The sequence below is a fragment of the Magnetospira sp. QH-2 genome (assembly GCF_000968135.1).
Classification (GTDB): domain Bacteria; phylum Pseudomonadota; class Alphaproteobacteria; order Rhodospirillales; family Magnetospiraceae; genus Magnetospira.
In genome coordinates this window covers 2951622-2976703 of sequence record NZ_FO538765.1, presented here as the reverse complement: position 1 = coordinate 2976703, position 25082 = coordinate 2951622, and the positions used below count along the sequence as shown (strand labels likewise).

23 protein-coding genes and 1 pseudogene are annotated in these 25082 nt (G+C 60.1%); 12 read left to right on the top strand and 12 right to left on the bottom strand.

Annotated features, from left to right (window positions below):
* Window positions 1–58: 58 nt before the first annotated feature.
* Both MGMAQ_RS21430 and MGMAQ_RS14115 read right to left on the bottom strand, forming a co-directional pair.
* The gene (locus tag MGMAQ_RS21430; RefSeq protein ID WP_046022041.1) at window positions 59–1555 is read right to left on the bottom strand and encodes an ATP-binding protein; all 1497 of its coding nucleotides are present in this window, start codon (window positions 1553–1555) and stop codon (window positions 59–61) included.
* A gap of 3 nt (window positions 1556–1558) precedes the next feature.
* Window positions 1559–2281 carry a response regulator gene (locus MGMAQ_RS14115; protein WP_046022040.1) on the bottom strand — a complete coding sequence of 241 codons (723 nt, stop codon included), beginning with the start codon at window positions 2279–2281 and terminating at the stop codon, window positions 1559–1561.
* A gap of 198 nt (window positions 2282–2479) precedes the next feature.
* Here MGMAQ_RS14115 and MGMAQ_RS14110 point away from each other — a divergent pair, with 198 nt between their 5' ends.
* The gene (locus tag MGMAQ_RS14110; RefSeq protein WP_046022039.1) at window positions 2480–3058 is read left to right on the top strand and encodes a Spy/CpxP family protein refolding chaperone; all 579 of its coding nucleotides are present in this window, start codon (window positions 2480–2482) and stop codon (window positions 3056–3058) included.
* A 33-nt stretch (window positions 3059–3091) separates the two neighbouring features.
* On the opposite strand, the gene MGMAQ_RS14105 is transcribed toward MGMAQ_RS14110, so the two are convergent.
* Window positions 3092–4045, bottom strand: coding sequence for a fatty acid desaturase (locus tag MGMAQ_RS14105; protein WP_046023358.1), 954 nt, complete (start codon window positions 4043–4045; stop codon window positions 3092–3094).
* A gap of 152 nt (window positions 4046–4197) precedes the next feature.
* On the opposite strand from MGMAQ_RS14105, the gene MGMAQ_RS14100 reads away from it, so the two are divergent.
* The 6 genes from MGMAQ_RS14100 to MGMAQ_RS14075 all read left to right on the top strand — a co-directional run bounded on the left by MGMAQ_RS14100 (window position 4198) and on the right by MGMAQ_RS14075 (window position 10222).
* Window positions 4198–4956: a ComF family protein gene (locus MGMAQ_RS14100; protein ID WP_046022038.1), complete on the top strand. Its 759-nt coding sequence runs from the start codon at window positions 4198–4200 to the stop codon at window positions 4954–4956.
* A 168-nt stretch (window positions 4957–5124) separates the two neighbouring features.
* On the top strand, window positions 5125–5385 hold the full coding sequence (gene grxC / locus MGMAQ_RS14095; protein WP_046022037.1) for a glutaredoxin 3: 261 nt from the start codon (window positions 5125–5127) through the stop codon (window positions 5383–5385).
* Window positions 5386–5387: 2 nt separating this feature from the next.
* A complete protein-coding gene (locus MGMAQ_RS14090; protein ID WP_046022036.1) occupies window positions 5388–6209 on the top strand; it encodes a carbon-nitrogen hydrolase family protein in 822 nt (273 codons plus the stop codon).
* Entirely contained in the window at window positions 6199–7131 is a 933-nt protein-coding gene (locus MGMAQ_RS14085) for a hypothetical protein (RefSeq protein ID WP_148560968.1), read from the top strand. Before MGMAQ_RS14090 ends, MGMAQ_RS14085 begins: the two co-directional genes overlap by 11 nt.
* A 442-nt stretch (window positions 7132–7573) precedes the next feature.
* A complete protein-coding gene (locus MGMAQ_RS14080; RefSeq protein ID WP_046020119.1) occupies window positions 7574–8605 on the top strand; it encodes an IS110 family transposase in 1032 nt (343 codons plus the stop codon).
* Window positions 8606–9232: 627 nt separating this feature from the next.
* Window positions 9233–10222, top strand: a complete 990-nt coding sequence (locus MGMAQ_RS14075) for a hypothetical protein (protein ID WP_158498866.1) — start codon at window positions 9233–9235, stop codon at window positions 10220–10222.
* On the opposite strand, the gene MGMAQ_RS20475 is transcribed toward MGMAQ_RS14075, so the two are convergent.
* Window positions 10153–10913, bottom strand: a protein-coding gene (locus MGMAQ_RS20475; protein ID WP_148560966.1) for an IS5 family transposase whose coding sequence is annotated in 2 segments (ribosomal slippage) — window positions 10153–10590 and window positions 10593–10913 — 759 coding nt in all. Because the reading frame shifts where the segments join, the coding sequence is not laid out codon by codon here. The genes MGMAQ_RS14075 and MGMAQ_RS20475 overlap by 70 nt on opposite strands.
* A gap of 66 nt (window positions 10914–10979) precedes the next feature.
* Between MGMAQ_RS20475 and MGMAQ_RS14065 the strand changes: the two genes are divergently transcribed.
* Window positions 10980–11303, top strand: coding sequence for a hypothetical protein (locus MGMAQ_RS14065; protein ID WP_046022032.1), 324 nt, complete (start codon window positions 10980–10982; stop codon window positions 11301–11303).
* A gap of 129 nt (window positions 11304–11432) precedes the next feature.
* Here MGMAQ_RS14065 and MGMAQ_RS14060 read toward each other — a convergent pair whose 3' ends face one another.
* Entirely contained in the window at window positions 11433–12419 is a 987-nt protein-coding gene (locus tag MGMAQ_RS14060) for a tetratricopeptide repeat protein (protein ID WP_046022031.1), read from the bottom strand.
* Between the two features lie 207 nt (window positions 12420–12626).
* On the opposite strand from MGMAQ_RS14060, the pseudogene MGMAQ_RS14055 reads away from it, so the two are divergent.
* Both MGMAQ_RS14055 and MGMAQ_RS14050 read left to right on the top strand, forming a co-directional pair.
* A pseudogene (locus MGMAQ_RS14055) lies at window positions 12627–12785 on the top strand (IS110 family transposase); the annotation flags it as partial.
* 260 nt (window positions 12786–13045) lie between these two features.
* Window positions 13046–13501, top strand: coding sequence for a hypothetical protein (locus MGMAQ_RS14050; RefSeq protein WP_148560796.1), 456 nt, complete (start codon window positions 13046–13048; stop codon window positions 13499–13501).
* A 772-nt stretch (window positions 13502–14273) separates the two neighbouring features.
* Here MGMAQ_RS14050 and MGMAQ_RS14045 read toward each other — a convergent pair.
* The 7 genes from MGMAQ_RS14045 to MGMAQ_RS14015 form a co-directional block, all read right to left on the bottom strand.
* Entirely contained in the window at window positions 14274–15830 is a 1557-nt protein-coding gene (locus tag MGMAQ_RS14045; RefSeq protein WP_046022029.1) for a 2-isopropylmalate synthase, read from the bottom strand.
* Between the two features lie 320 nt (window positions 15831–16150).
* On the bottom strand, window positions 16151–17767 hold the full coding sequence (locus MGMAQ_RS19765; protein ID WP_052716409.1) for an ATP-binding protein: 1617 nt from the start codon (window positions 17765–17767) through the stop codon (window positions 16151–16153).
* A 3-nt stretch (window positions 17768–17770) separates the two neighbouring features.
* Window positions 17771–18616: a PstS family phosphate ABC transporter substrate-binding protein gene (locus tag MGMAQ_RS14035; RefSeq protein WP_052716408.1), complete on the bottom strand. Its 846-nt coding sequence runs from the start codon at window positions 18614–18616 to the stop codon at window positions 17771–17773.
* 69 nt (window positions 18617–18685) lie between these two features.
* Entirely contained in the window at window positions 18686–19618 is a 933-nt protein-coding gene (gene radC, locus MGMAQ_RS14030; RefSeq protein ID WP_371258355.1) for a DNA repair protein RadC, read from the bottom strand.
* Between the two features lie 36 nt (window positions 19619–19654).
* The gene (map, locus tag MGMAQ_RS14025; protein ID WP_046022028.1) at window positions 19655–20452 is read right to left on the bottom strand and encodes a type I methionyl aminopeptidase; all 798 of its coding nucleotides are present in this window, start codon (window positions 20450–20452) and stop codon (window positions 19655–19657) included.
* A 30-nt stretch (window positions 20453–20482) separates the two neighbouring features.
* On the bottom strand, window positions 20483–21187 hold the full coding sequence (sfsA, locus tag MGMAQ_RS14020) for a DNA/RNA nuclease SfsA (RefSeq protein ID WP_046022027.1): 705 nt from the start codon (window positions 21185–21187) through the stop codon (window positions 20483–20485).
* 3 nt (window positions 21188–21190) lie between these two features.
* Window positions 21191–22066: a methyltransferase domain-containing protein gene (locus MGMAQ_RS14015; RefSeq protein WP_046022026.1), complete on the bottom strand. Its 876-nt coding sequence runs from the start codon at window positions 22064–22066 to the stop codon at window positions 21191–21193.
* Window positions 22067–22326: 260 nt separating this feature from the next.
* Between MGMAQ_RS14015 and MGMAQ_RS14010 the strand changes: the two genes are divergently transcribed.
* Together MGMAQ_RS14010 and MGMAQ_RS14005 are read left to right on the top strand one after the other, a co-directional pair.
* The gene (locus MGMAQ_RS14010; RefSeq protein WP_046022025.1) at window positions 22327–24552 is read left to right on the top strand and encodes an RNase A-like domain-containing protein; all 2226 of its coding nucleotides are present in this window, start codon (window positions 22327–22329) and stop codon (window positions 24550–24552) included.
* 18 nt (window positions 24553–24570) lie between these two features.
* Window positions 24571–24963, top strand: a complete 393-nt coding sequence (locus MGMAQ_RS14005; protein ID WP_046022024.1) for a hypothetical protein — start codon at window positions 24571–24573, stop codon at window positions 24961–24963.
* Window positions 24964–25082 lie beyond the last annotated feature (119 nt).

Here is a 25082-nt window from a genome sequence, read left to right as displayed (position 1 = left end):
CGGTGACATTCCCTAACCTAAATGTTCTGGCGTGCGCCCATTCAATAAGGAGTCTTCCTCAAACCGGCAGCCCCACCACGATCTCCAATCCGCCCCCCTCCCGGTCGCGCAGTTCGATTTCGCCGCCATGGCGATGCACGATGTTGCGCACCACGGCCAGACCCAGGCCGGTGCCGCCGGTTTCCCGGTTGCGGGAGCTTTCCATGCGATAGAATGGCCGGAAGACCTCTTCCTTCTGGTCGTCGGGGATGCCGGGCCCCCGGTCGGCGATGGCGATACGGATCTCCTCGTCCGACGTGGTCAGGGTCACATCGGCCCGCTCACCGTATTTGATCGCATTGTCCAAAATATTGCCGAAGGCCCGGCGCAGGGCCACCGGGCGGCAGGTGAGGATGGCGCTGTCGGGGCCGACGAAAGTGACCGGCTGTCCGGCGTCGGCCAGATCGTCGCAAAGGCTGCGCACCAGACTGGCCAGATCCACCCGGTCGGTGGGTTCTTCCGCCGCGTCGTCGCGAGCAAAGGACAAGGTCGCGGTCAGCATTTCGGCCATGTCGTCCAGGTCGCGCAGGGCCTTGATCCGTTGCTCATCGTCGGCGATGTATTCCGCCCGCAGCCGTAGCCGGGTGAGCACGGTGCGCAGATCATGGGAGATAGCGGCGATCATCAGCGTGCGGTCATCGACGAAGCGCTTTAGACGTTGCTGCATGCGGTTGAAGGCGCGGGTGGCGCGGCGCATCTCCGGCGCGCCTGATTCTTTCAAAGGCGGTGCGTCCAGGTCGCGGCCCAGGCGGTCGGCGCCCTCGGCAAAGCGGGTCACCGGACGGGTCAGGCGGCGCGCCGCGAAATAGGCGAAGACGGCGGCCAGCAAGGCGGCAAGTAAGTTCCATCCGGCCAGCCGCATCAGCCATTCCCGTTCGGGATCGGGCAGCGAGGCGGTGAAAGCGGCCCAGCGTCCGTCACTCAGAGACACGGCAATCAGTGCCTTCATGCGGCCCGATAACACATCCGGCCCGGCGTCGATATCCGGGCAGTCTCCTTCGATGGCCGGATCGCAATCGGGCATGCCGGGCATCATCCGGTTTTTCATTCGCCCTTTCATGGCGGCGGGTCGGTCATGGGGGTGATGATGCTTCATCCGTTCGCCTTCGAACCAGCGGTGGCGCTCGGTTCTGGGGCGAAAGCGCTGGGGCCGTCCCCAATCAAAGGTCACATGCACCACATGGCCGGGCAGGGCCCGTTGCAGGCGTTCGGAGATGTCGCGGCGGACATGCGGCGGGCCGAAGCCCCGGTCCTGATCGGGGGGATTTTGTTTCAGGCGGACTTGAAGGGTCGGACTATTGATGGCGGCGAGCAAGGCGAAACGTTCACGCTTGTCGGTCCGTTCGTCGAGCAGCCGCGTGGTCATGACAATGCGCCGTAGATTGGCCCGTTCGAACAGGTCCTTGGAGGATTCCCGGTACTTGCCAAACCAGGTTGCCACCACTGCCGCCTGTACCAGCAGGACGGCGGCCAACAGGATAAGCGCGACCCGTCCGGCGAGGCTCAGCCGTTTCATCGCTTACTCCTTGGTCACGGGAACGGCCATCATGTAGCCGCCGCCGCGTATGGTCTTGATCAGCACGGGATTGGTCGGGTCGGGCTCGATCTTTTTGCGCAGGCGGGACAATTGTACATCGACGCTGCGATCAAAGGGTGCCGCCTCGCGGCCCCGGGTCAGGTCCAGAAGCTGGTCGCGGTTGAGTACCCGTTGCGGCCGGGTGGCGAAGACCGCCAGCAGGTCATATTCCCCAGCACTCAGGGTGACCAGCACCCCATCCTTGTCGCGCAGTTCACGCCGCGCGGTATCCAAACTCCAGCCTTCGAAGCGCAGCAGGCCGCTGGTCTCGACGCGGTCTGACTCTCCACCCGGTCCGGCCCGGCGGAGCACCGCCTTGATACGGGCCAGCAGTTCGCGGGGATTGAAAGGCTTGGCCAGATAGTCGTCGGCGCCCATCTCCAGCCCGACGATGCGGTCGGTGTCTTCGCCCAGGGCGGTCAGCATGATGATCGGCAGGGATGACCGGGAGCGCAACTCGCGGCACAGGGTCAAGCCGTCCTCGCCCGGCATCATTACATCGAGGATGACCAGGTCGAACCGCCCGTTGTCCATGGCCCGGCGCATGGCCTTGCCGTCCTCGGCCGAGTCCACCCGCAGCCCGTGGCCGCGCAGAAAACGCACCACCAGGTCACGGATCTCCCGGTCATCATCAACGATGAGAATATGCGGTGTGTCGGTTGTCATGGTTTTGATTATAGGCGCCGCCTGGGACCTGGGACAAAAAACTTTGTAACGGCCTGTAACATTCCGCGTGTTGGTAACAGGCCGTTACCAAAAGAGCTTTTTCCTGAAACCGAGCTGTTACGGGAAATGCGCATCATGGTTTCCACGGCAGCGGCGAAACCCTGCCGATCGATCAACCGAGAAGCAAGGAGACCTTCCATGAAACGTCGTACCGTCATTCTTTCCGCCGTCGCCGCCACTGCCCTGGTCGGTATCATCGGCCTGTCCGTCGCCAACGCCAATGGTTGGGGCGGCTGCCCCAAGGGTGGACCCATGGGCGGAGGATACATGAATCAGGGCCAGATGATGGGGCAAGGCCCCATGGGCTACGGACGTCACGGCGGCGGCAAGTTCGGTCGTCATGGCATGGGTGGATTTGGCGGTCGGGGAGCCGGCCCCGCCACGATGTTGTGCAGCGGCCAGATGGAACAGAAAGCCGAATGGATGCTGCAACGCATGACCGGTGGCCTGACCCTGAGCGAAGAGCAGACCGCCAAGCTGGACGCGGTAAAGAAAGCCGTGGCCGACAACACCGAAAATCTCAAGACCACCTGCGCCGATACGGATCTGACCAAGACGGCCACCACGCCGGTGGAGCGCATGGCGCAGATGGAAACCGGCATGGCCGCCATGCTCACCGCCATGCAGTCGGTGCGCCCGGCCTTCGATGATTTCTATCAATCCCTGACCCCGGAACAGCAGCAGTCCGTGACCGCCCCCCGTCGCGGCCGCTGGTAACATCCCGGTTCCGGGTTCGCCCACCCTGTAGCGTCAGGGTTGTTGAAGGGTCTCCATGGCTATGGGGCCCTTCAACTGATTCAGCGCGGCAAAGGCGTAGCTTTGCTCATAGCCCCGATCTTTTTCCGCATGAATCGCGGGCAGACCACGCCAAGGGACATGGGGAAACAGGTGATGGGTTCGGTGGTGGTTGAAGTGCAGGATCAGCGCCGAGGTCCAACCGGGTAGCGACAGGTTCAGGGAATAGCGGATTTGGTCCAGCGGCGTGCCGTAGTGATAGATGTTGTCCAGGAAGGAGATCAGAAATCCCCGCCCGAGGATCGCCGCCAACAACAAAGGCCAGTACGCCCCATAAAGCCAGAAGGACAGGCCATAGAGCACGCAGATGATCAAAGCATCCAGGCGCAAGGCCCAATGACGCCCGTCTTCCACCAATTGCTTGACCGCCCAGTCGCGCACATCCGGCGATCCCTCGTCCCGAGGCCGGAAGATGATCCGCACCACCCGGCCCAGCCAGGGCTGCGGAATCCAGCACAGGACCAAGGCCGAAACCTCGGTGGCATAAAGGCCGATGATCAGATTGCCATAGTAGTTTATCGCTCGGGCAAGCCAGGATTCCCCCTCACGATTCCAAACCTCCGGTCGGTCCATGGCGGTGCGGCTGACCTTGTGATGGATCAGGTGGGCCTGTCGCAAGACCCGGAATGGCGCCCCGAACTGCCAGCCGAAAAAACGCCCGACGCCATTATTGACTGTTCGGTTTGGATGAAAAACCCCATGGACGCATTCGTGGATCAGGGCCCAGAACGCCGGGGTGGTCAACACCAGGGGAATCAACAGCCAGCCCCAAGCAATGTCCAGAGGCAGAAGCCACAGCGGAACAGCCAAGCAGAGGCTCAAATTGACCAGCGTGAACAGCCCCGCCAGACAGAAGTTGGCAACGATGGGAATAGCGGTATGAGCGTCTGATCGTTTTTGCGAGACCATGAAAAACCGAAAGAGGGTAGGGACATGGGTTTCGAGGGGGCCTGCCCCGAACAAGGATAACAACTTGGATTCCACTCCACCAGCCTGCCACGAAAGGGGCAGCGTTTGAACCCCTTGTTGACAGAGGGTGATTTCACCAATCCAATGGGGTCATGATTGAAACGGCTCCCGCATCCACCACGGCGCGACGCCTCGTGGGGCAAGCCTTGGATCTGTTGCTGCCGCCCCGCTGCCTGGCCTGCGGGACTCAAGTGGCTGATCCCGGCACCCTCTGCGGCGATTGCTGGTCGGAAATGCATTTCCTCGGCGAGCCCCAATGTGCCACCTGCGGCCAGCCTTTCGAAGTGGACTTGGGGGCGGGCATGGTCTGCGGGGCCTGTCTGCGTCGGCCCCCGGCCTGGGATCGGGCGCGCGCCGCCCTGGCCTATGACGATGCCAGCAAGGGCCTGATTCTGTCTTTCAAGCACGCGGATCGGACCGATACGGCCAAGGTTTTTGCCGCCTGGATAGTGCGGGCCGGCGAGGCCTTGCTGAATGATGCCGATCTGGTCGTGCCGGTGCCGCTGCATTGGACCCGGCTGTTTAGCCGCCGCTACAATCAGGCAGCCCTTTTGGCGAAAATCCTGGCCGACCAGAGTGGTAAAGAGTTCATGCCGCAAGGTCTCAAGCGTATGCGCCGTACCCCGCGCATGGGGCACCTGGGGGCCAAGGCCCGCCGCCGAGCGGTCAGCGGCGCCATTGCCGTGGCACCGCGAGCGGAACCCCGCATCAAGGATCGCCGGGTGCTGTTGGTCGATGATGTTCTGACATCGGGGGCGACGGCGACGGCCTGTGTTAGAGCCTTGAGAAAGGCCGGAGCCTCGGGGGTCGATCTGCTGACGTTGGCCCGGGTGGTGCACCCCACATCATAGCAGGCCTCGTGGATCACGTCGTGTTTGATTGGATTGGATCAAACACGAAAAACGTGATCGATTCCGATTGGGCCCGACAGGCGCTAGCGGGCTGGCATATCCGCCGTGCCCGCTGTAAAATCATTACCGGAGCAAGAGGAACCATAACCCTCGAAGGAGAAACAACCCATGGCCGAAGTGGAAATCTATACCACGCCCATATGCCCGTTTTGTCATCGGGCCAAGAACCTGCTGGACAAGAAAGGCGTGCCCTTTACTGAAATTGACGTGCAGGGCAAGCCGGACCTGCGGTCAAAGATGACTCAGCGGGCGGGTGGCCGCTCGTCGGTGCCGCAGGTATTCATCGATGGCCGTTCCATCGGCGGCTGCGACGACCTCTTCGACATGGAATTCGACGGCGAATTGGACAAATTGCTAGGAGCCGTTTGACCATGACCCAGGGCTTCGTTGCCGCCTGTGTACAGTTGAACAACGGCCGTGAGACGGCGGAAAACCTGTCCCGTGTGGTGTCGATGATCCATCAGGCGGCCGAGACGGCGGCATTCGTGGCCCTACCGGAAAACGCCGACCGCCTGGAACCGGACATCGACCGGTTGCGCGCCGGTGCCGAGCCCGAAGGGTCCCATCAGGCCCTGATCGCCTTTCGCCAGGCAGCCAAATCCAGCCGGGTCTGGCTGCTGGTTGGCTCGGTCTGTGTGCGCAAGGATGACGGCGATCTGGCCAATCGGTCCTATATGATCAATCCCGAAGGTGACATCACCGCCCGCTATGACAAGATCCATATGTTCGACGTGGATTTGGCCAATGGCGAGAGCTATCGCGAATCCGACCGCTGCACACCGGGGGATCGAGCAGTGGTGGCCGAAACCCCTTGGGGAGGAGTCGGGATGACGGTTTGCTATGACCTGCGCTTTCCTCATCTGCATCGGGACCTGGCCAAGCGGGGAGCCTTCATGCTGGCCGGTCCGGCGGCCTTTACCCAACGCACCGGCGAGGCCCATTGGGAAATCCTGCTGCGCGCCCGGGCCATCGAGACCGGCTCCTTTGTTGTCGCGCCGGCCCAGTGCGGCACCCATGCCGAAGGCCGCCAGACCTTCGGCCACTCGTTGATCATCGACCCCTGGGGCAAAGTGCTGGTGGACGGTGGCCCGGACCCGGGAATCGTCACCGCCTTGATCGACCCGGATCATGGGACAAAGGTGCGCCGCATGATCCCGTCGCTGACTCACGACCGGGACTTCCATGCCGGGTGAGAGAGCAACCTTTACTTGGATGGCCGGTCGTCAGGGCCGGGGCAGTTTCACGTTCAACCGACTCTATATTTACCACCTGCCCAAGACCGGTACTTCGACGGTGTTTTCCGCCCTGCGCGGCGCTGCCGGGTTGCTGTTTCATCACATCCGCCGAGCCCATCCGGGATTCGAGGCCCCGTTCATCGGGCGCTTGGATGACGAAGGTAAAATGACCGCCGACCATATCGAGCTGAACGGCGGCGTCATCGCATCCCACCGTCCGTTCGGCTTTCACCGGCGATTTTCCCATGTCTATCATTTGGCCACGGTGCTGCGAGACCCGATCTCCCGGGTGCGCTCGGCCTATACCTACGACGCCATGCGTCACCGCCAACCGGTCACCTCGGATGGCTTTCGGGCGCACTTCGAGGCAGCGCGGAACCGCAATGTGATGTGTGCGTTGTTGTCGGGTCAAGTAGCTGATAAGGCATTGACAAATATAAATATGGAACAATCAATCAATAACGTGAGCACGGCTTTTTCCCTGGCCGCGCCCTCGACCCATATCGCCGATCTGTGCGAATCCTATCTGCAATGGGGCGGCCTGCCCAATGTGGTCATCGACCGCATCAACCGCACCGAGCCAGCCTATCAGTTGGATGTGACACCCTTTGCCGAGGAAATCGCCACGTTGAACCAGATGGATCAATCGTTGTTCGATGCGGTGGCCGCGCATCCCAGGCTGACGCCGCCCGAACCCGTGGAGCCGGGCGAGCCCCATGGCCTGACCTTGCTGATGCGCCAGACCGTCAACGATATCTCGGTGCGGGGCCTGGCCAGGTCGGTCCCAACCCATTGGATCCCCGACGACGCCCGGCAAAGACAGTTCGATCCCGACCTTTTCGCGGCCCTGTTTGCCCGGGGGGAGCCGGTTCCGCTTTAACAGGCTGCGGAAAAAGTCCGATTCCGAGCCTGTGGCGACACATGCTTCGACAAGCTCAGCATGAGGGCCTTCGACCTTTCAACATGTTAGAGGCGGATTCAAAAGTATTCCTTTGATCTCGAGGGCGTATATTTCCGCTCTGGCGGTGTCAAGACCTCCTAACGGGGCGCCGCCCCGTGTCGTCGGCCTTTCCTGGCCAAATCAAAAATCTACTGCCTTGATATCTAAAGGATACTTTTAAATCCGCCTCTTAGCCTCACCCTGAGCTTCCTCATCCCGAGCTTGTCGAGGGACGAAGGGTAACGCGGGCCGTAGAACAACACTTTTTCAGATGGCGGTAATCGAGCAGTCAGGGATTGCCTAGACAGTCAGCTGGTCTCCACACTCGGTCTTGATCAAGTATCCGGGTCAATTCCTGGACATGGAACAGAGGAGACCAGCTATGGAGTATTTTGTTGGAATGGACGTATCGATGGCAAGCATTTCGATCTGTGAGATTGATGCAAAGGGAACCGTCATTCGCGAAGGCAAGGTGTCAAGCACACCCGAGGCGGTCGCCACTTGGCTCGAGGAAAGCGGGCGTGGCTTTGCGCGAATTGGGTTGGAAGCTGGCCCTCTGGCGCCTTGGCTGTACGCAGGACTGTCCAGTCGGGGCCTCCCTGTGATTTGTATCGAGACCCGGCAAATGAAGGCCTTTGCCAGCGCCAGCCCAGTCAAGACGGACCGTCGCGACGCCCGCTTGATCAGCCAGGCGATGCGGACCGGTTTGTACCGCGCGACCCACGTCAAGACCGCGCGCAGTCAGGAGCTCCGGATGGTGCTGACCCATCGGGAGACCCTGGTTCATCAGGTCCGTCAGTTGTCCAATACGGTACGAGGAACATTGAAAGCTTTCGGCCTCAAGGTCGGTATGGCGCGCGGACGCCTTTTCGCGGCGCGGGTTCGGGAATTGACGGCTGATAACCCGCACCTCAGCGCAGCCGCCGAGCCGCTCTTGCTTGCGCGCCAAGCCTTGCTCGAACAACTCGACAAGCTCGACCGGCAGGTTCATGCCGCTGCGCGCGATGATAGCGTTTGCCGGCGCCTGATGACCGTTCCCGGCGTCGGCCCGGTTACCGCCCTCGCTTTCAGGACAGGACTCGACGTGCCGGAACGGTTTCAAAAGTCGGTCATGGTCGGCGCCCACTTCGGGCTTGTCCCACGCAGATACGCCTCGGGAGAGCAGGACCGAAGCGGCCCCATCAGCAAGTGCGGAGATGCCATGGTTCGTTGGCTTTTGTTCGAGGCCGCCAATGCACTTCTCACTCGAACCCGCCGTTGGTCCTGGCTCAAACACTGGGGGCTCGCGGTCGCCAAAAGGCGCGGGATGAAACGCGCCAAGGTCGCCGTTGCCCGGCGTCTCGCCGTAATCATGCATCGCATGTGGATCGACGGCACGGACTTCCAGTACCGCAAGGAGGAGACCGCCATCTAAACACAACGAAAACCGAGATCGCCTGAAGGGCGGCCAGGACGCGTGGCGACGCGCGGGGCTCGGATGACAGCGCGCAGGCTGCAGTGGCGCAAGACCACGCTTTTCAGATTGCTGCACCCGATCCCCCTTGATCCCCATCATGCGGCGACGACGTCGACCGCGGACAGAAGCAAAGGGCGCCACATACCCCAGGTTCAAACCGACGGCTTGGAAATCAGCTTGACTCAAATGACTCGATTACAGAAGCAGCCTGCTAAGCCCACCGCGCTGCCCCCTTCGCATGATTTTCTAGGTAATTTTTCCGATATTGGCTCGCATGAATGCATGGGGCCTATTTTTTTGGGTCCATGGGCGGTAATACCCCTTTTTTGTTCTTGACAAGATGCGGGGGAAGTCGAATGATCATGGGAACACCAACGTATAATAGGCCTTTATAGGCTATAGCATCCCACATATCGGAGCATTATCCGATGAACAGATAAAGGACCCAAACCAATGAAACGTGACAGACTCGTTCGAACCTTCGCGCCGGAAAGCGACTACGCAGACCGCCTGGACCGGGATACCACCCCCGAGGCCCTGGCCCGCATCCTCGCCAAGCCTCTGGCTCTTTAGACCGCCACCGACGTGAACCGGGCGATGATGAGCCGGGCTTATATGGTGGGCGGACACGCGGACCCCTTGGGCGCCCGCGACCGGGTTACCGCCTGGTTCAAGCAAACCTATCCGGGTAAGGTTGATCTGTCCGGCGGTGCCCGGGCCGTGGGCCAGGCCTTCGCATTCCCCGAGTCCCGCCGGGAGCTGGACGAGACCCTGGCCCGGCGGGCGGCGGGCCAACTGTTGCAAGACCATGGCCGCCACGGCGATACCTTGCTGGCTCATATTACCGAGCAGGAAGCCATGCTGTTGCACCTGGCCACCGACGGCGGCTCCATCAATCCCATGACCGGGCTGCTGGAGTTCTGGGAGGACCGGGACGACAACGATACCTTGGGCGGCACCTCCGGCCAGTCGGCGGGGGCATCGGTTTCCGATACCGGCGATGTGGCCGGGAACCTGCATTCGGGTGACGATCAGGCCGGAGACGACTGGGCGGACGGCGGCCAGGATCCCAGCGCCTTCGATGGCTTCGATACCGGCAACCCCGATGAGGATGAGACCGACTGGAATGAGTCCTGGGGCGGGGGCGGTGACAACAAACCAAGCACTACTAGCGACTGGGAATACCGGGGCAAACCCCATATCGGCCCGCCGGGCATCGGCGACCCGGACGACCATGGCCTGCCCGGTGGCGATGGCAAGCGGTCCAAGGACTACCACAACATGATGGCCGAGCAGCAGCAACGCGATCGGCAGCGCCAGGAAGACCAACAGCAGGCCGAGGAACGGCGGAGGCACGCGCAGGAAGAACAGAAAATAGAGAAGAAAAAAGGCGGTCTTAAGAATAAGCTTGCCGCAGCTCAAAACAACGCACGCGCCCTCCAGTCAAAAATCGAGGAACTGAACCAGAAGATCGACAAGCAGGCAGGTGTCGCTAGGCTCAGGACTCATAACCAGAAGATGACGGTTGCGGCGATGCAGATTGCGCTCATGAAGGTATGGGCGCAACGGTCGTAGCGGGTGGCGATACGCCGCCAGTCCTTGAGCCGACCGAACATGCGCTCGATCAAGTTTCGCTGCTTGTAGAGGGCTTTATCGTAAAGGATTTCCTCTTTGCGGTTCGAGCGACCTGGAATGCAGGGCTCGATGCCGAGATCAAGCAGGGCCTGGCGGAAACGGTCGCTGTCGTATCCCCTGTCGGCGATCAGGTCGTCGGCATCAGGGAATGCAGGGAGCATGGTGTCGGCGCCGCGATAGTCGCTGACTTGTCCTTCGGTCAGCAGCAGGATCAGGGGCTTTCCATCGGTATCGCAGGCGGCATGCAGTTTCGAATTCAGGCCGCCCTTGGTGCGCCCGATACGGCGGGGAACAGCCCCTTTTTGAGCAGGCTCGCCGCCGTCCTGTGGGCCTTGAGATGGGTGGCGTCGATCATCACCGTATGGGTGGCCGTGCTTTCGGCGGCCAGGGTGGCGAAGATCCGGTCGAACACTCCGGCCTCGCTCCAACGGACGAAGCGGTTGTACAGGGTCTTGTGCGGTCCATAGGCGACGGGCGCGTCACGCCACATCAAGCCGTGGCGAAGAACATGGATGATGCCGCTGATCACCCGCCGGTCATCGACGCGCGGGACGCCTCTTGTTTTGTTCGGCAGCAACGGTTGAAGGCGTTCGAATTGTTTGTCGGACAACCAGAAATGATGGCTCTGCATCGGCTTTCCCCTCCCTAAAATTCCAGGGAAGGGAATCATGTCCACCGACTATTGGGAATCCCTTTTATGGGTCCTGAGCCTAGGTCGTCCTATGGTAAGGCCGATGCTGGGTTGGTGGGACTGGCGGAATTTGCCGTTCCCATAGGCAAGGTCGTTGGAGCGGTAGCAAAAGGAAGATCTTTGGAGAAGGCTCTCAAATCAGTCGATCCCGGCGACATCCCGGTTCTTGGCCCGATGGGAACCATGGATGCCTATCGCCAAGCCCAGAGGGAAAACCGAATATTCGACGACTTGGTTGAAGAGCGAAATACTCTTTGGCATCACAAGGATATATATGAAGACGAAGCCAACAAGTACCGGGAGCAGTTGAAGGAAATGGATGCGAAGTAGGTTGAAATGCCCTCCTTTGTCCAGGGCTAGATCACGTCGTGTTTGATCGGATTCGATCAAACATGAAAAACGTGATCGATTCCAATAAGGTCGCGCGTGTCTAACGGGTCTGATTGGACCCGACACGCGCTAGTCGGCTTCACAGAGGAATATGGGTTCCTGTGTTTCCGCCCGCGCCTGTGCGAGAGCGATTTCTTCGGGAGCTAGCTTTCCAGACAGCAGCTCCCGAAGTGATGCCAATCCCGTTTGCCCTTGACGCTGTGCCCGGTATAGGAGAGCGGCGGCATCAATCCAGTGCCGCCGATGAGGACTCTTGGCACAAAGAAGGCCAAGGTCCCTTTGCGCGGCCCCAAAACCGAGCAAGGCTGCTTTGGCAAGCATGGCCTCGGCCGCCGAGACTACTTCGGCGCGCGGGGAACCCACGTCGTTGAGCTCCCTCCGAAGCTGGCGACGGGCATACTCGTAAAGCGCTTCCGGAGATTGCCTTTTAAGGGCAACAAGTAAAATGCGCTTGGCAGCCCCATGATCGAGGGGATAGCCCTCTCCTGTCCACAGTCCCTTGTATGCAGCCATGAGGTCGCTGGTCGATCCTTGTCGCAAGCGCTCGGCTTGTTCAACTTCCATGTTCAAAACAGGAGGTATCTTCACTAGGCCGTGGGCGAATCTGCTAAAGGTGAACAGCCTGCGCAGCTTCCCAGTCTCATAGAGCACAAATCTCAAGGAAAGCCTTTGGAACCAATATCGTGCCTCTTCCCTATCCTTTCCGACGCCCCATCCCTGGTCGTAGGCCAGTCCCAGGAACAGCATGGCTGTCGGAACCGAGGGATTGTCGCCATTGCGAGAAACCTCGTGAAGGAGCCGAATGCCTTTCAGGGGATCATTGCTTCCACATTGTCCGGTCGCATAGCCTAAACCGAGGAACAGCCGTGTTTTCGTATTGGCTTTCGTTTCAATTAAGGCTTTTTCGGATTCGAAGAGGCGACAGTCAAATTCCATCTGCTCCGGTCCGACGGGCACGGTACTTTCTCGAGCTTCAATCGAGAAGGTTATTCCAGAAAAAAGTAATAACAGAAGAATATAGTGGGTTATTGATGGAATGCAGGTAAATCCCGTCATCTCACTCCTGCATTAATAGAATTCGTTTGCAGTGATAGTCCAATTACCATTCTAAAACTCACCAGCTTGTTTTGCCAAGCCCCTGTATCTTTGGACCGCCACCGATGAGTTGCGGACAAGTTACGGTAATGGCATGGACGCCCCCTATCGGCTTCGTGATGAGCCATACTGGAGGTTGTCGAAACTTTCCAATAGCGGGAGCGTCCAATGAGCAATGTTACCATGATCGACCTTGATCTGGCCAAGAACCTGTTCCAAGTCCATGGCGCCGACGAGGCGGGTCGTCCGGTGCTGCGTAAGAGGCTGCGGCGGAGCCAGCTTTTGCCGTTTTTTGACGGGCTCGAGCCCTGCCTGGTGAGTTGCGGTGACAGTTGCTGTGACAAGTTGCTGTGACAAGTTGCTGTGACAAGTTGCGGTGACAGTGAAGTTGCGGTGACAGTGCATAAATTATCCACCCAAACCAACCTCGCTACACCCATTTTCAACGCGCACGGCAGAAGTTGCGGTGACAGTGCATAAATTATCCACCCGAACCAACCTCGCTACACCCATTTTCAACGCGCACGGCAAAAGAAATAATTGCAAAAGTAGTGGTATTCGGCAGGTCAGCCTTCGCCCTTCAAGGTATGGCTCCGACATCACCTCTGTGCGGCACCTTGTCAGTTAGCGGCGGCTGGAACAACAGTGGTTTTGGAAGCTGGCATGATGACACGAACCCCGGCGGTCGCAACGACGGCGACTACAACGGCTCGGCGATCGACAACACCGCCTCCCTCGACGGCGGCGCGCAAATCGCCCAAACACCGGAGAAGGGACCGGACAAGAATTGGATTGGTACGAAGGACCCATCCGGCCACCTGAAATCAACGAATCCCCGTGGCCATATCGGCACCAACCCCAAGGGCCACATATCCTTGGAAGACAAAAAACCCTCGCCCTCCGAAATCCTGGGCCAGCGTCCGGGCGAAAGGATCGAAGACGAACTCGGCGCAGTCTGGGAACTCATGCCGGACGGGCAATGGCAGCGGGTGCTGGATGAGAATACGTTGGAGATTCTGGAAGGAGATGAGGATGGCTACTAAGCTTGAGAGAGACTGCACCGTCTCAGTATCGCCCAACCTTTTTGCCTTACGTTTTCCAGTGCCCATAGCACTTTGGAACTCAAAGGTGGGCGATGGATACCAACATTGACGTCATCGTCTCTGATGCCTTCATTGTAGTGAACTTCAACACAAATATCCGGCGGGATGGGATACGGAACCACGGTCCCTTCCTCGAACGAGGACGGCCTGTCCGTTCCCGTCGGCGGGTCGGCCATCAGAAACATGGCCAGGATGATAGGGGCGAGTTGCATGTGCCTATTATATCACACCTAAAGCACGAATGAAACACCACCCCCAAGGGAACCATATCCTTGGAAGCCGACCAGCGCCGCCAGCAGGCCCAGGCCCAACAGCTCAAGTAAAAAGAGGACGAGGAACGCAAGGCCGATCAAGCCCGCCGGGCCGCCCGAATTACGGTGACACCCGAATTACGGTGACAGTGCATAGAATTACGGTGACAGTGCATAAAATATTCTCCCGAACCTTTCGCCATACCTATATTCAATGCGCATGGTATTGGAAATAATGGCAAAAGTAGTGGATTCTGGCGATGCGGCTTTCGCCCTTCAAGGCATGACTCCGACATCACCTCTGGGCGAGCGCTCGGTCGCCGAGGTGAGGGCGCTTTCGTGGGGGCATGGGGGGCGGCGGCGCCCGGGTCGGGCCCGGGTTGCCGGGGGAGGTCTGCAGGTCGTCGCACCACGCCGACCCATGAAAGGGCCGACGGGGCGCGTTTCGACCGGGGCGACCGTCAGACGGCCACCGCCTCCGGCTTGCTCTTTTCCCGCTTCACAAACAGCTTGTTCAAGGCGTTCAGGTAAGCCTTGGCCGAAGCAACCATGGTGTCCGTGTCGGCACCTTGGCCGTTGACGGATTTGCCGTCTTCTTCCAGCCTCACGGTGACTTCCGCCTGGGCGTCGGTGCCGCCGGTAACCGCGTGCACCTGATACAGTTGCAGGCGGGCTTGGGTCGGGATCATCTCCTTGATGCACTTGAACACCGCATCCACCGGGCCGTCACCGCTGCCAACGGTGGAGCGCATCTGGCCGTCCACCTCCAGCTCCAACGCCGCCACCGGCGGATTGTGCTTGGTGCCGCATTTGATCTCCATGGCCACCAGCTTGACCCGGTCGTTGGTACGCACCACTTCGTCATCGACGATGGCGATGATGTCCTCGTCGAACACTTCTTTCTTGCGGTCGGCCAGGTCCTTGAACCGCTTGAAGGCATCGTTGACCGAGTTGTCGCCCATGTCATAACCCAATTCGCGCAGTTTATCCTTGAAGGCCGCGCGGCCGGAATGCTTGCCCAACACCAAGGTGGACTTGGTCAGGCCAACGGATTCCGGGGTCATGATCTCGTAGGTCTCGGCGTTCTTCAGCATGCCATCTTGGTGGATTCCCGATTCATGGGCAAAGGCGTTGGCCCCGACGATGGCCTTGTTGGGCTGAACGTTGAAGCCGGTGATGCTGGACAACAGGCGCGAAGCCTTGGTGATCTGCGTGGTTTCGACACCGGTCACATAAGGCATATGGTCGTGGCGGGTGCGCAAGGCCATCACCACTTCTTCCATGGCCGCGTTGCCGGCCCGCTCGCCGATGCCGTTGATGGTGCATTCGATCTGCCGGGCCCCGGCGCCCACGGCGGCCAGGGAATTGGCCACCGCCAGACCCAAGTCGTTGTGGCAATGCACCGAGATGATGGCCTTGTCGATGTTCGGCACCCGGTCGTACAGCATGCGGATCAACGACGAGAACTCGTCGGGGATGGCATAGCCGACCGTATCGGGAATATTGATGGTTCCGGCCCCGGCGTCGATGGCAGCCTCGACGCAGCGGCACAGGAAGTCGTGCTCGGTACGCGACCCGTCCTCGGCCGACCATTCCACGTCGTCCACCAGATTGCGGGCGTGGGTGACGCTGGAGGTGACCATCTCCAAAACCTTTTCCGGCTCCATCTGCAATTTGTATTTCATGTGCAAGGGGCTGGTGGAGATGAAGGTGTGAATGCGCTTGCGAGGGGCATTGGCAACGGCTTCCGCGCAGCGATCAATATCACCTCGGGTCGCGCGGGCCAGGCCGCAGACCGTGGTGTTCTTGATGACATTGGCCACTTCGCGCACGGCTTCGAAATCTCCTTCCGAGGCAATGGGAAAGCCGGCTTCGATCACGTCGACGCCCATGTCCTCCAGGGCCTTGGCGACGCGGATCTTTTCTTCCAAATTCATCGAGCAGCCGGGCGATTGTTCGCCGTCGCGCAAGGTGGTGTCGAACACAACCACCCGGTCGGATTCAGGGATACTGTTCATGGTTCGGTTCCTTCAATAGGCAATATCATAGGGATGGGTTGGCAATCCCCTGAGCGGCTGTCGGCATGCGACGATGGTGCGCGGCTCAGGGGCGCGTAAGTCGAAGGAGCCCGTCCAGAAGCAGGGTGTGCGGCAACAAACCCGACGCAAAGACGTCAGGACGCAAGGAAGCCCGGGACGCGGTGGCGTCCTCGGTGTTCGGAATCATGACCGGATGAATGGCGGCGGTCATCGTTTGGGTCCGTTTCCTGTGCGTTGCAGTGATCGACTGCCCTAAAATAAGGGGATGAGGAGGGGGGATGTCAACGGAAAATGCCGGATCAGGAGGTGGGCAGGGTGAAATGGAACGCCGATCCGACCCCCGGTTCGCTTTCCACCCAGATGCGACCGCCGTGGCGTTCGACAATGCGTTTGCAGATGGGAAGGCCGATGCCGGTCCCTTCATAATCCTCGCGTGGGTGAAGCCTTTGGAAGATAGCGAAGATGCGGTCAAAATACTTGGGCTCGATGCCTAGGCCATTGTCGCGAATGGTGAATTGTGCCAGGTCGTCATTGGTCGTGGCGCTGACGTGGATTTCGAGTTTTCGATCCGGTTGGCGATATTTGAGAGCGTTGCTGATCAGGTTTTGAAACACCCGCATGATCTGGACCGGATCGCCCAATACGGCGGGGAGATCATCGAAGCTGACCGTGGCGCCGGTTTCGGTGATGGTCAGATGGAGGTTCTCCATCGCCTCGCTCAGAGCCGCCGTCGCTTTGGTGGGCGCCAAAGGCTGGGCGTGGGTCTCTACCCGGGAATACTGCACCAGGCTTTCGATCAGGTCGTTCATACGGGTGGCGCCGTCCACGGCGAAATTTATGTATTCATGGGTTTCCTCGGTCAAGTCCAGGCCAAAACGGCGTTGCAGCAAGGCCAGATAGCTGCTGACCATACGCAGAGGTTCCCGCAGATCATGCGACGCAACATAGGCAAATTGTTGTAGGTCGGCGTTGGATCGTTCCAAGGCGCTGGTTTTGTGAACCAGGGCGGCTTCGGCTGTGCGGACATCGGTGATATCGCGGGTGAGCAGGACATAGCCGATCAGATCTCCCTCTGGGTCCCAAATGCCGCTGACCCGTGCCGCGATGAGTCGGGTCTCCTCGCCGGATCGGCGTTTAAACTCGAACGTATGGGACCCTTCCACCCTGATGATGTTGACGACCCAGTCCATGCGAGATTGATCGATGCCTTCCTGGTCGCGGAAATCCAACGCCGAGCGTCCGGTAACCTCCAAGGCTTTGTAACCAAGGATCTTTTCCGACGTCTCATTGAAATACTCGATGCTGAAATCAAGATTGGTGGCAACGATGCCCATATCCGCCGAGGAGCGTAGGATATTCTCCAAATAGGCGGATTTGGCGGCGGTTTCCCGTTCTGCTTCAAGGCGTAGTCGGGATTCCCGTTGCAAGGCGCGCAGCGGGACCAAACGGAGCGGCACGAATATCAGAAATCCGAGGAGGATGCCTCCCACAGCCAGGATAATCGTTTTTATGCGGATCTGGTCAACTGAGTAGCTCAGTACTAAGGTTCCCACTTCGACTCCGAAATCATGAATCGGCGCCACAAAGGTCTTTACAGGGGGGGCCAAAGCCAGAGGATGATCAATGATCGTCCGACCCTGTTGATCGAGAATGGCGATGGCTGTATCGGGGTGTCGACGGATCAATTCTTCGACAATGAACTGAAGGCGAGAAGTCTCCAGCATCCATTGATCGGTGCGGGAATTGATATATTGCTCCGCCGCTGCGGCGTCATAAAGGGCAATGGTCTGAAGACGGGCATCCAAGTTTGCCCGCGCCACCAAGTAGTATGTCGCGGGCAGGACCAGAGCCACCAGAACGGCGGAAACGGCAGCCAGCAAGGTAACGACGCGAGCCGTGCGCGCGGCAAGGGCCATGGCTTAATTTCCCACCATCAAGTACCCGGCCTCGGCGAGCAAGGACCGACCAGTGGTCGAAGCCAGGAAGGTCAGAAACCGCCCAACCACTGCATCGGGTTGGGCATGGGTAACAGCATGCAGGGTCTTGGTATGGGGATAGGTGCCGTTGCGCAGGTTCTCCAAGGTTGGGGCTACACCCGCCAACGGCAAGGCCTTTAAGGGGCGATTCTCGGAAACGATCAAGGCTAGGGTCGAAGAGCCTATGGCACCCGGGGTGCGGGCGATCCAATCGGCGGCTTCTTGGTCCGTGGGCGGAAAGACCATGCCCCTGCGCGCCAGGGCGGCATCCATGGCCTTGTCCAATTTCGGTGACATGGCGCGCAGCGCGGTGGTATCGGAATCGGTGGAAGGCCGTAGGATCAGGCGTAGTCGGCTGCCGTCGGGCCAAGTGCTGACCGAGCCGTCATAGACCGCCGCCAGTTCGTCCATGGTCAAGCCCTTGGCTTGGTCATTGTCGATGGCCGCGGCAATGACCAAAGGGGTGCGACCCAAAACATATTGTGTGAGGCCGGCTTCCCGCTCGGCAGGTTTCAACGGTCGGGCGGAGAAGGCCAGTTGGAGAACATCGGCCAGGACCCCCTTAATGCTGCCCGAAGACCCCATGGCCGGTTCGATGATGGTGATTTGGGTATCGGGATGAATTCTCTGGTATTCGACCGAAAGCAGTTTGATGGTGGCGATGGAGGATCCGGTGCCGCTGATGGCAAGGGGCTCGGCGCGCAGGCCTCCCGCCAACATCATTGAAATAAGCAGGGCGAAGACCGCCGGGTGCCAGCAGCTCCAAGCTTCACGAACAAGTAGGTCCATTTTCCGATTCTCTATTGAGTACCTGAAATCAACCGAAAGTATAACCTCTTCTCCAGCCGCAGGAAATGCTCACAGCAGACCCATTTGCTTGAAACTGCTGTGCCCTCGGCGGCTGATGATCACATGGTCGTGCAGGACGATACCGAGCAATCGGGCGGCCTCGGCGATTTCCTTGGTCATGTCGATGTCGCCGCGCGAGGGGGAGGGGTCGCCGCTGGGATGGTTGTGTACCAGAATAATCGCCGTGGCACCCAGGTCCAGGGCGCGCTTGACCACCTCGCGCGGATAGACCGGGGTGTGATCGACGGTGCCGCGTTGTTGTTCTTCGTCGGCGATGACTTCGTTCTTGCGGTTCAGAAATACCACACGGAAGCATTCCCTGGTCTCATGGGCCATGGCGGCGCGCAGATAGTCGATGAGCGATTGCCAGGACGCCAGAAGGGGCCTGTCCATGATCTCTTCGCGACCCAGGCGCAGGGCGGCATCGCGGACGGCGCGCAGCAACACGGCGGTGGGTTGATTGATCTTGTCGAACTCGGCCAGTCGTTCCGGGTCGGCGGCCATCACCCCGCCCAGGCCGTCGAAACGCTCCAGCAGGTCCTTGGCCAGGGGTTTGACATCCACCCGAGGGATGGAGAAAAAGAGCAGCAGTTCCAACAGTTCATAGTCGGGAAGCTGTCCCGCATCGCCTTCCATGAAGCGCTCGCGCAGGCGCTGGCGGTGGCCATGGTAATGGGGCTTGGGAGGGTGATTGTGGCCGACCCCGGGAACGCCATCTTCGGCCAGGCCGCGCTGGGCGTTGTGGGCGCTGACTTGGCGGGCGATTTCGGCGGTGGGGTCTGTGCCCGTAAACACCCAGACCTGCTTCATCTTGTCCCAGGTGCCGCCCGCCGCGCGCAGGGCGTGGCGGTGGGGATGGGTATTGCCGGAAACTTGGTGCAGGGTCTGACCATCCAACGCTTCCCGGTGACCGAGAATCAGCCCGGCTTCGGCAAGGCTCACGGAATCTGGATGATCGGCCCCGCGCCCCACGGAAGATCAGCCCTCATATGGCGGCTGGTGCCAGCCCTTGGGCGATAGGGTGAAGATCTCGCAGCCCTCCTCGGTGACGGCGATGGAATGCTCGAACTGGGCCGACAGGGACTTGTCCCGGGTGACCGCCGTCCAGCCGTCGGCGAGGATCTTCACGTCCAGCTTGCCGGCGTTGATCATCGGCTCGATGGTGAAGAACATGCCCGGTCGCAGGATCATGCCTTCGGCGGGGCGTCCGAAATGCAGCACGCTGGGGGGCATGTGGAACACCCGCCCCAGGCCGTGGCCGCAGAAATCCCGCACCACGGTAAAGCGGTGACCTTCCGCATAGGACTGAATGGCATGACCGATATCGCCCAGGGAGGCGCCGGGGCGTACCTGCTCGATGCCGCGCATCATGGCTTCATAGGTGACATCGACCAGCTTGCGCGCCTTGACGCTGGGCTTGCCAACGAAATACATGCGGCTGGAGTCCCCGTGCCAGCCATCGAGGATCGGCGTCACGTCGATATTGATCACATCGCCATCGGTGAGCACTTTGTCGCCGGGAATGCCATGGCAGACCACATGGTTGACCGAGGTACAAATGGAGCGCGGGAAACCTTTGTAGCCCAGGGGAGCGGAAATACCGCCATTCTCCTCGACGAACTTGGCACACAACTGGTCGATCTCGCCTGTGGTCACGCCCGGCTGCACGTGGGGTGTGATAAAGTCCAGGCACTCGGCGGCCAACCGCCCGGCCTTGCGCATGCCCTCGAAATCGGCCTCGGTATGGATGACAATGCTTTTGGTCTCGGCGTCCAACGGATCGCTCCTCGGTTGCTTTTTATTGTTCTATATCTCAATCGGCAGGGGATGCGCCACCGTGATTCCGCTTGGGGTCAGTTTGCAAGTATAGCACAGAGCTTCGACACCGGCCTTGGTGGCGGCCTTCAGGGCGGCGTCATAGGCCGGGTCGATGTCGGCGGCGACGCGGAAACTGGTGCAATCCTCGCGCTGTACCAGATAGACCATCACCGCGCGGTGTCCCTCGGCCACCATGTCTGTCAACTCCTGAAGATGCTTGGTGCCGCGAGTGGTGACCGCATCGGGAAATTCGGCCAGGTTGGCGCCGTCGCGCATCAAGGTGACGTTTTTCACCTCCACATAGCAAGGCGGCTTGTTCGGGTCGGTAAGCAAGATGTCGATGCGGGAATTCTTGCCGTACTTCTGTTCCGGTTTCAGGGTCTCGTAGCCTTGCAGTTCGGTGAGGGTGCCGTCGATGATGGCCCCGGCCACCAGCTTATTGGGTCGTCCCGTATTGATGCCCACCAGCCCCTCGCCGATGCGGATCAGTTCCCAGGTATATTTCAGCTTGCGTTTCGGATTGTCGCTGGGCGACAGCCAGACTTCCGAGTCCGGGTCCTTGCAACTGAGCATGGAGCCGGAATTGGCGCAATGGGCGGTGACCACCTCGCCGCTGTCCAGGGTCACATCGGCCAGGAAGCGCTTGTAGCGTTTGATCAATTTGCCACGCAGCAAAGGGGTGGGGAAGTCCATGGGTTACTCCAGAATATCGGTCAGGCAGACCTGCCCGCTGCCGCGCTCGGCGGCCTGGGGCTGGTCCGGATGGGGGGCCCAGCCGAGCAGGAACAGCACCTGGAAGGTGGCCGGAACCCGTCCATCTTCTCCGGCGAAGTCATCCAGATACTGTTGCCGGGCGGCCATGAGGGTCTCGCGGCGGCTGAAGCTCTTGCGCCTCTCGATCACCGCATTGCTTTCGCCCATGCCGCGCAGATCGGTCATCAGCTTCAAGGGGTCGCCATAGGAAACCGTCAACGGATCCGTATCCACGACCGGCAGGGTAAATCCGGCACGGGCCAAAAGGTCGCCCGCATCCTTGACGTCGGCAAAGGGCGACACCCGAGGGCTGACGCCGCCTGCCGTGGCCTGTTCCGCCGCCGCCAGGGACTGACGCAATTCGGCCAGGGTCAGCCCGCCGAACATTGCAGCGAGAAACAATCCGTCGGGTTTCAGGGCCTTGCGGATCTGCAACAGCGCGCCAGGCAGATCATTGACCCAATGCAGCGACAGGCCGCTCAAAATCAAATCGAACGATCCCTCGGCAAAGGGCAGGGCTTCCTCGTCGGCGGCCATGGCCAGACCGCCCGCCCGTACTGCCATGGCCGGAGACAGGTCGGCCTGGACCAGGGTCTTGATCCCGCCGCGCCCGTCGATGCGCTTCCCGAGGCTGCCCGTATGGCAGCCCAGATCCAGGGCCACGGGAAAGTCGCGCTTCACGTCGTCCAGACGATCCAGCAGCCGCTCGGCCACCTCGGCCAGCAGGAAATCGTATTCGCCGAACCCGGGCGCGGCCCGGTCCCGGTGATGACGCACGGCGCGTCGATCGAAGACGGTCATGGCGGATGGCGAAGACATGGCGGGGACTATGGCGGGTTGGAAGGCGTTTGTCACCGGGGGAGTGGATGAGAGACCGCGAAAAAAAGAATAATATCTTATTTCAGTCAATTTTTATGATTAATAGAGCGAAAGCGGCGGGTAAACCTTAAATGATACATTAAATGTTCTTGACAAATTCCGTAAACGATGCAATTCAAGCAGGAGCTGAGCCCGATAACAGGATCCCATGGCTCTCTAAAGACACGGGGATCTCGAACTAATCACGAAAAGAGTTCCCCATGGGAAGCCTCGATAGCGCCATGCCAGACTCCGCCACCAAGGGCGCCAAGGGCGCCAAGGGCGCCAGGGGGGCCTCTTCGTCGGACAATTCCCTGTTTTCCTTCGGCGAAAGCCAGCCCAGCGCCCCGGCACCTCTTCCAGCCCCGCCCTTGCCCGCGCCGTCCCCGGACTTCGGCACGACGCCCGATTTCGGCGGCGGCCTGTCATCTTATGGTTCGGACACCTCCCTGAGGGGTGGGTCGCTGTTCGATGACGCCCCGGCCCTTCATCCTGAGGCCCCAACCCTTCATCCTGAGCCCGTCGAAGGAGCCCCCGCGCCCTTACCAGCGCCGACCCTTGCCGATCCCCTGGCCAAGTCCGATGCGACCCCGACCCTCGGCAGCGATCCCACCGACCGCCAGACCCGGGCCTTCAACAAGCGCCAGGAGGAAGCCAATCTCAAGGCGGCCCGGGCCGATTCCGATGCCGCCTGGAAGTTCCATCAGGATAAGAAAGCCGCCGAGCAAAAAGCCGCCAGCCAACGGCTCCAGGCCCGCCGCCAGGCCCAGGCCGCCGAACGCCAACAAGAGGCCCAGTCCCGCAAGACCCACCGGGCCCGCATGCAGGCCCAACAGGCCCAGGCAAAGCAGGCCCAAGCAACGCAGGCCCAGGCAACCCAGGCCCAACCCGGCTTCCTGGCCCGCAAGCTGGGCGTGACACCCGTGCGATCGGCGCCGCAACCGGCGCCGCAACCCGCCATCCCGCGCAGGCCAGAGGAAACGCCCATCCACGTCGAACAGGCCCTGGCCAAGAGCCCGCCACCACTCCAATCCGATCCCGAGGATACCTGGGACGGCATGGCGCCGCCCAAGCCGGAGGAAATCCGGGCCATCCGCGACAAGCCGGTGGCCGAGCGCACCCATGCAGATCAGCGCCGTCTCCATTGGGCCGAGGATTACTGGACCAACGAGGACATCCAGACCGAAACCACCGCGTTCTACAAGCTCAACAGCGAAGTCGGCGCGCCCACGGGCCATGCCACGGGCCATGCTCCCTTCGGCGCCGACAGCGCCCGTTCGGAAGACGCCCGGATCAACCGCCAACGCGCCGACCATGCCATCAAGAGCCTCGGGCCCGATGCCGATCCGGACCATGTGCGCATGGTCGAGGCGCATTACGGCCTTTTGCCGAAACAGGAATCAAAAGATACCCTCGGCGGCACGGATGGAACTGACACCTTTGGGGGCGGGGATGGAGACGATAGCCTGATCGGCGGTTCCGGCCATGACGACTTGTCCGAGGGCTCCGAGGTCCCAAACGACCAGACTCAGCCAGCACCCACTCCCGAAGATGAGTCGTACTTCGACCGCAAAACCTACCGCCAAGCCATCGAGGAACAGCGGTTGGCCTCCTGGCTCGCCGGAGGGGGGCAGCGCATCGCCGACAACCTCTCCGAAGCCTATGACCAATGGGACCCGAAATGGTCTGATCTCTACGAGATCCCGGGCTCCATGCTGAGGTCTTTCAGCAACGACATCAAAGACGCCATCGAGAACCCGGAGGACCCCTCGAAAACCCTGCCGCTGGCGCTCGAAGCAACGGGCCTCGGCGGCGCCTTCAGCCGCCTTCCCAAAGCCCTGCCGGACGGCGACGTGCTCGGCATGAGCGGTGGGCGCGGCACCTTCCAGGGGACGAAAAAGACCTGGACCCAACCCCGCGCGCCGCGCCCGGGCGAATGGAAGGCTCCGGACGGCGATCTGGACACCGGCGACATGGAGGTCATCGATCTGCTGAACCAGGGCGGCTCCCGACCCGGCCAGCCCGCCACCGGCAACCGCAATCCCGGGGGGATTCATAATCCGGATGGGAAAGGGGTTGCCCATGCGGATCGTAAGCATGTGGTGACGGAAGAATACCTGGATCACCGGATTCGGACAGAAAAGGACACGCCGACTGCATCAACATATATCAACCAGGATTTCGCCAACAAGGCCACGACTATTGCGATACAGAAAGGCCTTTGGGATGCTAAATTCAAGAAAGGCAAGGGAACCATCGAGTGGGACTTAGGTAAAACGGTCGGATACGTGAAAGGCTCAAAAACCAAGTTTGGAAGCGACGGAAAAGAAGTAAATGTTCCTCACGGAAAGGCTCAACCTACCTCGCGTATCAAGGTGGTATTTGTGCAGGATCCATCCAAACCATTTGGTGTCCATATTGTGACATCCTATCCAATACTTCCATAGTATTTCAGGAGAAATACAATGAAGAAGAAGCGTTTTTATGATGACTTTCCTTTGCTAGAAAGTTTATTGACCATAAGTTTTAGTACGGGATATGTGGGAAAATCCATTGAGGCGCGTATTGCATATTACCGAGTCTTGACCAATGACGAAGATATTCATGCGCTTCTCAAAGAAATCGATTCTTTTCTTGAATCCCCTTGGGCAAAACCGGAGTCGATCAAGGAAGCATTCAAGCAGGCGGAGGTTTATTACCCCTACGATAGAAGGCGCTACAAAGGTGCAAGCAATCCGGATAACCGGGCCATCGGTTGGATCGAGCAGATTCGCGATACCTTGAAGATCCCCATACCAGATCAAATGCGCAGAAATGCCGCGAAGCTGGTGCGTGAAGAGGCGCATATCAGAGAATAGCGACACCTACGCGACAACCCCTGACACCCTCGCGCGTCAGGGGTTGTGTTTATGCCCGATCCCTCTAAGTCTTATGGTGTCCATATCGTCACATCCTAATCCAGGTGGGATTCATAACC